The organism is Pseudomonas floridensis, from assembly GCF_002087235.1.
In the GTDB taxonomy this organism is placed as follows: Bacteria; Pseudomonadota; Gammaproteobacteria; order Pseudomonadales; family Pseudomonadaceae; genus Aquipseudomonas; species Aquipseudomonas floridensis.
Map to the genome: position 1 here is coordinate 1 of NZ_MUIO01000078.1, position 11,604 is coordinate 11,604.

The following is an 11,604-nucleotide window of genomic DNA, read 5'->3' on the forward strand; positions in this document are numbered from 1 at the left end:
TGTACGAAAAGTCGGCGAGCGCAGTTCAGGCAAGGCAACAGCAGACAAGGAAGCGGAGTCCACGTGTTGTAAATGAGCATTCCGCGCCTTTTTTAAAGCAAAATCACTGAGCGCAGCCACCTTTCGTACAGAGCCTAAGAGCGCTAACCCGCAAGGAGCCCCTCATGGAACTGCATATTTGCGATGTCTCTGACTGGGGGCTATTCAATGCTATTGCCGCGACGCTGGAGCGGGGGTTGGGTGGCGAGTGGCTGGTGAAAGCGGATGGGTTGGATCAGCGCTATTGGGATCTGGCGGTGGAGGGTGGCGTGATGACCCTGCATCTGGAGCACTATCTGGGCATCATGCTGCTCGTCGAGAACGAGCCTGTTAATCCTGACCTTGATTCGCAGTTGATGGCCAAGGCCAGTCGGGTACTGGAACCTTATCTCAACGCCTGGCCGTCATCGCCCGGTTTACCTGTCTGCAAGGTGTTGCCACTAAGGCCTGAGCGACCCAAGCCGCTTTTCGCCCTTATCTTTCCCCAAATGCAGGTGTATCGTATTCGCCCCCGCGCACCGGCCCTCCGGACGCGCTCCCGCAGTCGTTTCGAGGTCTTCGCTTTATGTCCTTCACCCGTCGCCAACTCCTCACAGGTATCGCTGGCCTTGCCGTGGTCGGTCTGGGCGCAGGCGGGGCTTCACGGTATTGGCTGGGGCGTAGGGAGTCGGAAGCCGGTTCGGATTTCGTGCTGATTGCCGCGCCGCTGGATGTTGAACTGGTGCCCGGCCACAAAACGCCTGCCTGGGCGTTTGGCGGATCGGCGCCGGGGACCGAGTTGCGGGTGCGGCAGGGGGAGTGGCTGCGGTTGCGCTTCATCAATCAGTTGCCGGTCGAGACGACCATTCACTGGCATGGCATTCGGTTGCCGCTGGAGATGGACGGTGTGCCGTATGTCTCGCAGCTGCCGGTCAAGCCGGGTGAGTATTTCGATTACACGTTTCGGGTGCCGGACGCCGGTAGCTACTGGTATCACCCGCACGTCAGCAGCAGTGAAGAGCTGGGGCGTGGGCTGGTGGGGCCGTTGATCGTTGAGGAGCGAGAGCCGACCGGTTTCAAGCATGAGCGCACGATCAGTCTGAAAAGCTGGCATGTGGACGAAGAGGGCGCGTTCACCGAGTTCAGCGTGCTGCGTGAGGCGGCGCGTGAAGGTACGGCGGGGCGGCTGTCGACGTTGAATGGTATTCCGCAGGCGGTCATCGAGTTGCCCGCTGGGCAGATCACCCGCGTGCGGCTGCTCAATCTCGACAACACCGTGACTTATCGCCTCAACCTGCCGGATGCCGAGGCGCAGATTTATGCGCTGGATGGCAATCCGGTGACGCCGCGTCCGTTTGGCGATGAATACTGGCTCGGCCCCGGCATGCGCATCTGTCTGGCGATTAAAGCGCCAGCGGCGGGCGAAGAGATCTCGTTGCGCAACGGTCCAGTGCGGCTGGGTACGTTCCGTTCGGTCGCCAACAGCGACGCGCCGGGCGAGTGGCCGCCGCAGTTGCCGGCCAATCCGGTGGCCGAACCGGATCTGGAAAACGCCGAGAAGATCAATTTCAACGTCGAGTGGGTGGGCTCTGTGTCGGCCAATATCGATAACGGCAAACCGCCCAGTTTGTGGCAGATCAATGGTGAAGCCTGGGACATTACCGACAAGACGTGCGCCGACCGGCCAATCGCCAGGTTGAAACTGGGTCAGAGCTATATCTTTGAACTGAAGAATATGACGCAGTACCAGCACCCGATCCACCTGCACGGCATGAGTTTCAAAGTGATTGCGTCCAATCGACGCAAGATCATTCCTTATTTCACCGACACCTTCCTGTTGGGCAGAAACGAACGGGCGCGGGTGGCGCTTGTGGCTGACAACCCTGGCGTGTGGATGTTTCACTGTCACGTGATCGATCACATGGAAACCGGTCTGATGGCCGCGATCGAGGTGTCCTGATGCGTCAGCCGCCGATCATCGATCGCAGTCGCGATCAGGACTTTATGCGCGAAGCCTTGGCGCTCGCCGCAAAGGGTGCCTTGCTGGGCGAGGTGCCGGTCGGCGCTGTCGTGGTGCAGAACGGCCAGATCATCGGCCGTGGTTATAACTGTCCGATCAGCGGCAGCGACCCCAGTGCCCATGCCGAGATGGTCGCGATACGCGATGCCGCCACGGCCGTCGATAACTACCGTCTGCCTGGCGCCACGCTTTATGTGACGCTCGAGCCATGCAGTATGTGCGCCGGCCTGATCGTTCATTCGCGGGTGGCGCGGGTGGTGTATGGGGCATTGGAGCCGAAGGCCGGCATCGTGCAAAGTCAGGGGCAGTTCTTCACCCAGGGCTTTCTCAATCACCGCGTGCTGTTCGAAGGCGGGGTGTTGGGCGAGGAGTGCGGGACGATGCTGAGCGAGTTTTTCAGAATGCGTCGTGCCGCAAAGGGCTCAGGCAAAGAACGGGAGACGCTCTAGAGCGCTGGTTTGTCCTGAATGGTGGTGGACGGCTCGGGCGTGGAGGCCGGTTGGGTCTTGTCGACGCCCGGCACGTGCAGATTGCCTTCCGCGACCTGACTGCCTTCGAGCTGCGGCTGCGTCACCCACGTCAGGATGTCGTAATAGCGCCGAATGTTGGCGACGAAATGCACCGGCTCGCCGCCTCGGGCGTAGCCGTAGCGGGTTTTGCTGTACCATTTCTTCTGCGACAGGCGCGGCAGCATTTTCTTCACGTCGAGCCACTTATTGGGGTTCAGCCCCTCGCTTTCCGCCAGTTTGCGCGCATCTTCCAGGTGCCCGCTGCCTACGTTGTAGGAAGCCAGCGCCAGCCAGGTACGATCCGGCTCTTCTATCTTCTCGTCCAGTTGATCCTTCACGTAGGCAAAATACTTGGCCCCGCCCTGAATACTTTGTCTGGCGTCCAGCCGGTTGGTGACGCCCATGGCTTGCGCAGTGTTCTGAGTCAGCATCATCAGCCCGCGCACGCCGGTCTTGGATGTCACAGCCGGCTGCCACATCGATTCCTGATAGCCGATGGCGGCCAGCAGGCGCCAGTCAACCTGTTCTTTCTTGGCTGAGCTCTGAAAGTGTTTCTCGTACTTGGGCAGGCGTTCCTGCAAGTGCTGGGCGAAGGTATAGGCGCCTACATAGCCGAGGACATCCACGTGCCCGTAATAGCGGTCTTTCAGGCGTTGCAGCGTGCCATTCTTCTCGACCTTGTCCAGATAGGCGTTGATCTCGTTGAGCAGGCTGTTGTCTTCGCCCGGTCCGACCGCCCAACGCTGCTCGCGGGCTTCCCCCAGGTCGAACGCCACGCGTACATTGGGGAAGTAAACCTGGTTCATCGCCAGTTCGTTGGAGTCGACCAGTGTGAGGTCGATCTGGCCTTCATCGACCATGCGCAGCAGGTCAACGACTTCCACCGCGTCGGATTCTTCGTATTCCAGACCGGGATTCTGCGCTTTGAGCGCTGCGAGCTGTTCGGCGTGGCTGCTGCCCTTGAGGACCACGATGCGTTTGCCGACCAGATCGCCTGCGTCGGTGGGGCGTGACTGGCCGTTGCGATAGACGACCTGCGGTGTGACTTCCAGATAAGAGTGCGAGAAGCGCGCCTGCTGCTTGCGTTTTTCAGTGTCTATCAGACCGGCGGCACCGAGAACCGGGCCTCCCGGCTTGTTCATCTGATCGAAAAGATCGTCCAGGTTGTCGGCGGTTTCGATCTTCAGCTCAACGCCCAGGTCCTCGGCGAATCGCTTGACCAGCTCGTATTCGAAGCCGGTTTCGCCGTTGCGGTCCTGAAAGTAGGTGGCTGGACTGTTGCGGGTGACCACGCGCAGCACACCGTCCTCCTTGACTCGCTCCAGTGTGTTGGGTTTGTCCACACAGGCGCTGAGCATCAGGAAGAGTCCGGTTGCGATGAGCCATCTGGCGCAACGAGTGCGGAAATCTGGTCTGAAGAACATCCATGCAGTATACGCAAAGCGCACCGGGCGCCATATCTCGACAGTAGCGCTTGCGTCTGATAGGCGATGGCATTTTCGTAGCATTTATTTCATTTTTGAGAGGCAGCGACATTCCGGCGCAGTCGATGTGCCCGTTTTGAGTGATCAAAGGCCTACTTTAGGCTAGAATGTGCGGCCTCAAAGCACACCCCCTTCCCGAGGCTGTCCCGAAGATGTTGATCCTGCGCGGTGCTCCTGCCCTTTCTGCCTTCCGCCACAGCAAATTACTAGAACAACTGAAACAAAAAGTTTCAGCTGTCAGTGGCTTGTACGCTGAATTCGCTCACTTCGCAGACGTCACCGACGTTTTGTCCAGCGAAGAACAGCAGGTTCTCGACCGTCTCCTGAAATACGGCCCGAGCGTGCCGGTTCAAGAGCCCAACGGCCGCCTGTTTCTGGTGCTGCCACGCTTTGGCACCATTTCGCCGTGGTCGAGCAAGGCCAGCGACATCGCTCGCAATTGCGGTCTGAGCAAGATCCAGCGCATCGAACGCGGGATTGCCTTCTATATAGAAGGCCAGTTCAGCGACGTCGAGGCTCAGGCCATTGCCGACAGCCTGCACGACCGTATGACGCAGCTGGTTCTGGGCGACCACCAACAGGCCGCCGGTCTGTTCAGCCACGCTCAGCCCAAGCCGTTGACGGCCATCGATATCCTGGGTGGCGGTCGCGCTGCGCTGGAGAAGGCCAACGTCGAACTGGGTCTGGCTCTGGCCGAGGACGAAATCGATTATCTGGTCACCAGTTTCAATAAGCTGGGTCGCAACCCGCACGACATCGAACTGATGATGTTTGCCCAGGCCAACTCCGAGCATTGCCGTCACAAGATCTTCAACGCCAGTTGGGACATTGACGGCGAAAGCCAGGAAAAAAGCCTGTTCGGCATGATCAAGAACACCTATCAGATGCACAGCGAAGGCGTTCTGTCTGCTTATAAGGACAACGCGTCGGTAATCGTCGGTAACGTCGCTGGTCGCTTCTTCCCGGATCCGGAAACCCGCCAGTACGGCGCGGTGCAGGAGCCGGTGCACATCCTGATGAAGGTCGAGACTCACAACCACCCGACGGCGATCGCTCCTTTCCCGGGTGCATCGACCGGTTCCGGTGGCGAGATTCGCGACGAAGGTGCAACCGGTCGCGGCGCCAAGCCAAAGGCCGGCCTGACCGGTTTCACTGTGTCCAACCTGCAGATTCCAGGCTTCGTGCAGCCATGGGAAGTGCCCTACGGCAAGCCCGAGCGCATCGTGACTGCGCTGGACATCATGATTGAAGGCCCGCTGGGTGGCGCGGCGTTCAACAACGAGTTCGGCCGTCCGGCCCTGACCGGTTATTTCCGTACCTTCGAACAATCGATCACCACACCGCATGGTGACGAAGTTCGCGGTTACCACAAGCCGATCATGCTGGCCGGTGGTATGGGCAACATTCGCGAAGATCACGTCCAGAAGGGCGAGATCACAGTTGGTTCCAGATTGATCGTGCTGGGTGGTCCGGCCATGCTGATCGGTCTGGGCGGCGGCGCGGCGTCCTCGATGGCAACCGGCACCAGCTCTGCGGATCTGGATTTCGCCTCCGTTCAGCGTGAAAATCCTGAGATGGAGCGTCGCTGCCAGGAAGTCATCGACCGTTGCTGGCAGTTGGGCGACCGCAACCCGATCAGCTTTATCCATGACGTGGGGGCCGGTGGTCTGTCCAACGCTTTCCCTGAGCTGGTCAATGACGGCGGGCGTGGTGGTCGTTTCGAGCTGCGTAATGTGCCAAATGACGAGCCGGGCATGGCCCCGCTGGAAATCTGGAGCAATGAATCCCAGGAACGTTACGTTCTGGCCGTCGGCGTTGAAGATTTCGAGCGTTTCAAGGCGATCTGCGAGCGCGAGCGTTGCCCGTTCGCGGTTGTCGGCGAGGCGACTGCCGAGCCACAGCTGACCGTCACCGACAGTCACTTCGGCAACAGCCCGGTGGACATGCCGCTGGAAGTGCTGCTGGGCAAGGCGCCACGCATGCACCGTTCGGTCGAGCGTGAAGCCGAGATCGGTGACGATTTCGACCCGAGCACACTGGATATCGAAGAAAGCGTACAGCGCGTTCTGCGTCATCCGGCAGTGGCCAGCAAGAGTTTCCTGATCACCATCGGTGACCGCAGCATCACCGGCCTCGTGGCGCGCGACCAGATGGTTGGTCCGTGGCAAGTGCCCGTGGCGGATTGCGCTGTGACCGCCACCAGTTTCGACGTCAATACCGGCGAAGCGATGGCGATGGGCGAGCGCACGCCGCTGGCCCTGTTGGATGCTCCGGCGTCCGGCCGCATGGCAATTGGTGAAACCCTGACCAACATCGCGGCCTCACGCATCGAGAAGCTGTCCGACATCAAGCTGTCGGCCAACTGGATGTCGGCTGCCGGTCACCCCGGTGAAGATGCGCGCCTGTATGACACCGTGAAAGCGGTCGGCATGGAGCTGTGCCCTGAGCTGGGTCTGACCATTCCGGTGGGCAAGGACTCGATGTCCATGAAAACCCGCTGGAGCGACGAGAACGAAGAGAAGAGCGTGACGTCGCCGCTGTCGCTGATCGTGACCGGCTTCGCTCCGGTGGTGGATATTCGCAAGACCCTCACGCCAGAGCTGCGCATGGACAAGGGCATCACCGACCTGATCCTGATCGATCTGGGTCGTGGCCAGAACCGCATGGGCGCGTCCATTCTTGCCCAGACTCACGGCAAGCTGGGCCGCGTGGCACCGGACGTCGATGATGCCGAAGACCTCAAGGCGTTTTTCGCCGTGGTCCAGGGTCTTAACGCCGACGGCCACATCCTGTCCTACCACGACCGTTCCGACGGCGGCCTGCTGGTCAGCACGCTTGAAATGGCGTTTGCCGGTCATTGCGGCCTGAAGTTGCACCTGGACGGTCTGGCCGACAATGCGTCCGAGCTAAGCGAGATTCTGTTCAACGAAGAGCTGGGTGCGGTCATTCAGGTTCGTCAGGACGCCACGCCGCTGGTGCTGGCGCAGTTCAGCGCTGCCGGTCTGGCCGACTGCGTTTCGGTCATCGGTCAGCCGGTGAACAATGATGAAGTGGTCATCAGCTTCGCTGGCGAGCCGGTATTCACCGGTCAGCGCCGTCTGCTGCAGCGTCAGTGGGCCGAGACCAGCTACCAGATCCAGCGCCTGCGTGACAACGCCGAGTGCGCCGATCAGGAATTTGACGCACTGCTGGAAGAAGACAATCCGGGCCTGACCGTCAAGCTGGGCTTCGATGTCAACGAAGACATCGCCGCGCCTTACATCAAGACAGGTGTCCGTCCTCAGGTGGCCGTGTTGCGCGAGCAGGGCGTCAACGGTCAGGTCGAGATGGCGGCGGCGTTCGATCGTGCCGGCTTCAACGCCATTGACGTGCACATGAGTGACATTCTGGCCGGTCGTGTCGATCTGAATGACTTCAAAGGCATGGTCGCCTGCGGCGGCTTCTCCTACGGTGACGTACTGGGTGCCGGTGAAGGGTGGGCCAAGTCGGCGCTGTTCAACAGCCGTGCCCGCGATGCGTTCCAGGGTTTCTTCGAGCGCGCCGACAGCTTCACCCTTGGCGTCTGCAATGGTTGCCAGATGCTGTCCAACCTGCACGAGCTGATTCCGGGCAGCGAGTTCTGGCCGCACTTCGTGCGTAACCGCTCCGAGCAGTTCGAAGCCCGTGTCGCGATGGTGCAGATTCAGGAGTCGCCGTCGATCTTCCTGCAAGGCATGGCGGGTTCGCGCATGCCGATTGCCATCGCTCACGGTGAGGGTCATGCCGAATTCCGCAACGCCGACGCGCTGCTGGAAGCCGATGTGTCCGGGACCGTGGCGCTGCGCTTTGTGGACAACCACGGCAAGACCACCGAGGCCTATCCTGCCAACCCGAACGGTTCGCCGCGCGGTATCGGTGGCATGACCACCCTCGACGGTCGCGTCACCATCATGATGCCGCACCCGGAACGTGTGTTCCGCGCTGTGCAGAACTCGTGGCGTCCTGAGGACTGGAACGAGGACGGCGCGTGGATGCGCATGTTCCGCAACGCCCGCGCCTGGGTTAACTGAGGCGGGCTGGCAGGCACATGTACAAGCTCGCCTTCTTTGTTCCCCCGAGCCATGTGGACGAGGTCAAGAACGCCGTATTCGCTGCTGGGGCAGGGCGGATCGGCGCTTACGACCGGTGCTGCTGGCAAGTGCTCGGCCACGGTCAGTTCCGCCCGCTGGATGGCAGCCAGCCATTCATCGGGCAGGGTGGTGTGATTGAGCAGGTAGAAGAGTGGAAAGTCGAGCTGGTCGTCGCGGATGAATTGATTCAGCCGGTAGTGGCGGCGCTCAAGCAGAGCCATCCCTACGAAACCCCTGCTTATGAAGTGTGGCGGCTGGAAGCGTTCTAGCGTTTAGAAGTCATTGTCCACTGCGGGGGTATCGGTTGCCTGATGGGCGGCCTTCGCGAGCGAGCTCGCTCCCACGAGATCAGTGCTTCGTCTGGCGTGTTGACGGACTCGATACCGCGCTGCCTCAAGGCCGGATTTCGATCATCGTCCCGTCTTTCACCAGATCCCATATCTCACGCATGTCGTTGTTCTTCAGCGCGATGCAGCCGTTGGTCCAGTCCAGGGTATGGAAGTACCATTCCGGATACTCTTCATCTACCGGCGTGCCATGAATCATGATCATGCTGCCCGGCTTCACGCCTTCACGACGCGCGCGTGCCGAGTCCGAGATGTTCGGGTAGGAAATATGGATCGACAAGTTGTAGTTGCCGCTTGGCTGGCGCCAGTCGAGCCAGTAGAAACCTTCGGGTGTGCGCTGGTCGCCTTCCTGAAGTTTGGTCCCCTTGGGGTTTTTGCCCAGTGAAATACGATACGTCTTCAGCGCCTCACCGCCACTGATCAATTGCAGCTGACGCACCGACTTGAGTACCAATACCTTGTCGATTTTCTTGTCAGCAATACTTTCGGTATTGATGACTTTATTGTTGATGATCTTCTGTTCGCTGCCCTTGGGCACGATGGTCTGGGTAAAGGCGGCTTGAGACAGCGGAACGAACAACATGCAGACGAAAGCGAACAACCAGCGCATTACCGTATCCCTGAAGGCTCATGAAAGAGCCCGTCTTGAGTGCGACTTTAATTAAGAAACCTGCATCGGACGTGATGGAGGAAGGGCACTGGTATGAACCGGGTAATCCTGTCGACGTCGATCCGCAAAGAAGCATTCTAGGGTACGCCTGACCGTCATGAAAGCCAGGTCGTGCCACGGAATGTCGGCTTCTTCGAATAATTGCACTTCAAGGCTCTCGATACCGGCAGCGAAGTCGTCGGTCGTCATCTCGGCACGGTAGAACACATGCACCTGATTGATGTGCGGGACGTCGATTATCGAATACAGATGCAATTCGCTCAGAGTCGCGCAGGCTTCTTCAACGGTTTCGCGGCGCGCGGCCTGTTCGATGGTTTCACCGTTCTCCATGAAACCGGCTGGCAGCGTCCAGAACCCCAAGCGTGGTTCGATGGCGCGACGGCACAGCAACACCTTGTCGCCGAGCGTCACCAGGCAGCCGGCGACAATATTCGGATTCTGATAATGAATGGTGTGGCACTGCTCGCAGACATACCTCAAACGGCTGTCGCCTTCAGGAATGCGCTGGGTAACAGGGTGGCCGCACTGGCTGCAAAAATTCATGGCGTCGGTCGATAGTGAATGCAGGCGCTATCTTGGCCCGTCCCGCCGCTGATGAGCAAGCGTCTATGTAGCGCGACTTGTCCTACAAGGGGTTGGGCGCGTCGCTGCTTTGGTGCATGATGCCAGACAGGCAACAGATAGAGATTTCCCATGCTGGATGAGCTACTTCGCCGTGTAGTCAGTCATACGCCAGAGACCCTTGAGACGGACCGCCCGTTTCCCGAGGCTGCGGTGCTGGTGCCTGTTACACGCAGTGACGAACCGGAGTTGATTCTGACCCTGCGCGCCAGCGGGCTCTCGACGCACGGTGGCGAAGTGGCTTTCCCCGGCGGACGCCGTGATCCCGAAGACCCGGACCTGATCTTCACCGCGTTGCGCGAGGCCGAAGAAGAAATCGGTCTGCCGCCTGGCCTTGTGGAAATCGTGGGTCCATTGAGCCCGCTGATCTCTAAGCACGGTATCAAGGTCACACCTTACGTCGGCGTGATTCCCGATTTTGTCGAATACCGGCCCAATGACGGCGAGATCGCTGCGGTGTTCAGTGTGCCGCTGGAGTTCTTTCGTCAGGACACCCGCGAACATACCCACCGCATCGACTACGAAGGACGCAGTTGGTACGTCCCGAGCTATCGTTATGGCGAGTACAAGATCTGGGGGCTGACCGCGATCATGATCGTCGAGCTGGTCAACGTCATGTACGGCACCGGCATCAGCCTGCACCACCCGCCGGAACGCTCCACCACCTGAACGCACTGCCATCAATAAAGAGTCGTGCCCATGAGCATGACCACCCTGAGGACACCGCATGAAATATCGCCTGGGAGAATCCCGCGTCCAGACCGACCCGCAAAGCTGGGTTGCGCCCAACGCGGTATTGATTGGTAAGGTCAGGCTGGAAGCGGGTGCCAGCGTCTGGTTCAACGCTGTGCTGCGCGGCGACAACGAGCTGATTCATATTGGCGAGAACAGCAACGTGCAGGACGGGACGGTGATGCACACTGACATGGGGTCGCCGCTGAACATCGGCAAGGGCGTCACCATCGGTCACAACGCCATGCTGCACGGCTGCGATGTCGACGACTACAGCCTGATCGGCATCAATGCGGTCATTCTCAATGGCGCGAAGATCGGCAAATACTGCATCATCGGCGCCAATTCGCTGATCGGTGAGGGCAAGGTCATCCCGGATGGCTCACTGGTCATGGGGTCTCCGGGCAAAATCGTCCGCGAGCTGACCGATGTGCAGAAGAAGATGCTGGAAGCCAGCGCCGCCCATTACGTACACAACGCCCAGCGCTACGCCCGTGACCTGGCCGTGCAGGAAGAATGATGAGTACCGAAACGACTGTCGAAAAGCCCGTTCGCTCGCCTTGTGTGAGCATTTGCGCACTGGACGAAGATGACATCTGCACCGGCTGCCAGCGCACCGTGAGCGAGATCACTCGCTGGAGCCGTATGAGCAACGATGAACGCCGCGTCGTGCTGGGTCTGTGTGATGAGCGCGCCAGGGCCAGCGGGCTGATGTGGACAGTGGGCAGCAAGCTCTGATTTTGCACGTGCGTTCGCCGTGCTAATGCGCCGTATTTGTCCTCTTGCTGCGAACATCCGGCTTTTTGGGGCGCGTTCACGTTCCCGGCTGCTACCATGGGTGCCCATTTCTTCAGGCCGTTGTACCGCCATGCTCTTTCTGATCGCTTATATCGGCAGCGTCGTACTGATCAACTTCGCGTTTTCCAGTGCGCCGCACCTGGACATCATCTGGTCAGCCTGGGGCGGATTGGTGTTCGTGCTGCGCGATATGGTGCAGATCCGCTTCGGTCACGGCGCGATTCTTGCGATGCTGGCCGCGCTGGTGCTCTCTTATATCACCAGCGACCCGACGATCGCGCTGGCCAGCGCCACGG

11 protein-coding genes and 1 pseudogene are annotated in these 11,604 nt (G+C 59.9%); 9 read left to right on the forward strand and 3 right to left on the reverse strand.

Annotated elements, in window-relative coordinates; all coding sequences use genetic code 11:
* Positions 1-164: 164 nt before the first annotated feature.
* Genes BZK31_RS30140 through tadA form a run of 3 tightly spaced genes read left to right on the forward strand, consistent with a single transcriptional unit; the run spans position 165 to position 2,487 of the window.
* Positions 165-734, forward strand: a complete 570-nt coding sequence (locus tag BZK31_RS30140) for a hypothetical protein (protein ID WP_244182706.1) — start codon at positions 165-167, stop codon at positions 732-734.
* Entirely contained in the window at positions 653-1,978 is a 1,326-nt protein-coding gene (locus BZK31_RS19430) for a multicopper oxidase family protein (protein ID WP_244182707.1), read from the forward strand. The genes BZK31_RS30140 and BZK31_RS19430 overlap by 82 nt, the downstream gene beginning before the upstream one ends.
* The gene (gene tadA / locus BZK31_RS19435) at positions 1,978-2,487 is read left to right on the forward strand and encodes a tRNA adenosine(34) deaminase TadA (RefSeq protein ID WP_083184569.1); all 510 of its coding nucleotides are present in this window, start codon (positions 1,978-1,980) and stop codon (positions 2,485-2,487) included. Before BZK31_RS19430 ends, tadA begins: the two co-directional genes overlap by 1 nt.
* Here the strand turns inward: tadA and mltF are convergent.
* Entirely contained in the window at positions 2,484-3,971 is a 1,488-nt protein-coding gene (gene mltF, locus BZK31_RS19440) for a membrane-bound lytic murein transglycosylase MltF (RefSeq protein WP_083184571.1), read from the reverse strand. The two genes, tadA and mltF, sit on opposite strands and share 4 nt — an antisense overlap.
* Before the next feature lie 212 nt (positions 3,972-4,183).
* On the opposite strand from mltF, the gene purL reads away from it, so the two are divergent.
* Both purL and BZK31_RS19450 read left to right on the forward strand, forming a co-directional pair.
* Positions 4,184-8,080: a phosphoribosylformylglycinamidine synthase gene (gene purL, locus BZK31_RS19445; RefSeq protein WP_083184574.1), complete on the forward strand. Its 3,897-nt coding sequence runs from the start codon at positions 4,184-4,186 to the stop codon at positions 8,078-8,080.
* A gap of 17 nt (positions 8,081-8,097) precedes the next feature.
* On the forward strand, positions 8,098-8,409 hold the full coding sequence (locus BZK31_RS19450; protein ID WP_083184576.1) for a YqfO family protein: 312 nt from the start codon (positions 8,098-8,100) through the stop codon (positions 8,407-8,409).
* 124 nt (positions 8,410-8,533) lie between these two features.
* Here BZK31_RS19450 and BZK31_RS19455 read toward each other — a convergent pair whose 3' ends face one another.
* Together BZK31_RS19455 and BZK31_RS19460 are read right to left on the reverse strand one after the other, a co-directional pair.
* The gene (locus BZK31_RS19455; RefSeq protein ID WP_083184579.1) at positions 8,534-9,097 is read right to left on the reverse strand and encodes a L,D-transpeptidase family protein; all 564 of its coding nucleotides are present in this window, start codon (positions 9,095-9,097) and stop codon (positions 8,534-8,536) included.
* 51 nt (positions 9,098-9,148) lie between these two features.
* Positions 9,149-9,700, reverse strand: a complete 552-nt coding sequence (locus tag BZK31_RS19460; RefSeq protein ID WP_083184581.1) for an NUDIX hydrolase — start codon at positions 9,698-9,700, stop codon at positions 9,149-9,151.
* Positions 9,701-9,850: 150 nt separating this feature from the next.
* On the opposite strand from BZK31_RS19460, the gene BZK31_RS19465 reads away from it, so the two are divergent.
* From BZK31_RS19465 to BZK31_RS19480, 4 genes and pseudogenes are all read left to right on the forward strand, one after another.
* Positions 9,851-10,447 carry a CoA pyrophosphatase gene (locus BZK31_RS19465; protein ID WP_083184583.1) on the forward strand — a complete coding sequence of 199 codons (597 nt, stop codon included), beginning with the start codon at positions 9,851-9,853 and terminating at the stop codon, positions 10,445-10,447.
* Positions 10,448-10,505: 58 nt separating this feature from the next.
* Positions 10,506-11,030: a gamma carbonic anhydrase family protein gene (locus BZK31_RS19470; RefSeq protein WP_083184585.1), complete on the forward strand. Its 525-nt coding sequence runs from the start codon at positions 10,506-10,508 to the stop codon at positions 11,028-11,030.
* Entirely contained in the window at positions 11,030-11,248 is a 219-nt protein-coding gene (locus BZK31_RS19475) for a DUF1289 domain-containing protein (RefSeq protein WP_083184586.1), read from the forward strand. The genes BZK31_RS19470 and BZK31_RS19475 overlap by 1 nt, the downstream gene beginning before the upstream one ends.
* 130 nt (positions 11,249-11,378) lie before the next feature.
* Positions 11,379-11,604: pseudogene (locus BZK31_RS19480) on the forward strand (preQ0 transporter); the annotation flags it as partial.

Bases quoted from the DNA above. Each gene is read 5' to 3' on its own strand.
- BZK31_RS30140 (WP_244182706.1), top strand. From the start codon at position 165: ATGGAACTGCATATTTGCGATGTCTCTGACTGGGGGCTATTCAATGCT.
- tadA (WP_083184569.1), top strand. From the start codon at position 1,978: ATGCGTCAGCCGCCGATCATCGATCGCAGTCGCGATCAGGACTTTATG.
- mltF (WP_083184571.1), bottom strand. From the start codon at position 3,971: ATGTTCTTCAGACCAGATTTCCGCACTCGTTGCGCCAGATGGCTCATC.
- purL (WP_083184574.1), top strand. From the start codon at position 4,184: ATGTTGATCCTGCGCGGTGCTCCTGCCCTTTCTGCCTTCCGCCACAGC.
- BZK31_RS19450 (WP_083184576.1), top strand. From the start codon at position 8,098: ATGTACAAGCTCGCCTTCTTTGTTCCCCCGAGCCATGTGGACGAGGTC.
- BZK31_RS19455 (WP_083184579.1), bottom strand. From the start codon at position 9,097: ATGCGCTGGTTGTTCGCTTTCGTCTGCATGTTGTTCGTTCCGCTGTCT.
- BZK31_RS19460 (WP_083184581.1), bottom strand. From the start codon at position 9,700: ATGAATTTTTGCAGCCAGTGCGGCCACCCTGTTACCCAGCGCATTCCT.
- BZK31_RS19465 (WP_083184583.1), top strand. From the start codon at position 9,851: ATGCTGGATGAGCTACTTCGCCGTGTAGTCAGTCATACGCCAGAGACC.
- BZK31_RS19470 (WP_083184585.1), top strand. From the start codon at position 10,506: ATGAAATATCGCCTGGGAGAATCCCGCGTCCAGACCGACCCGCAAAGC.
- BZK31_RS19475 (WP_083184586.1), top strand. From the start codon at position 11,030: ATGAGTACCGAAACGACTGTCGAAAAGCCCGTTCGCTCGCCTTGTGTG.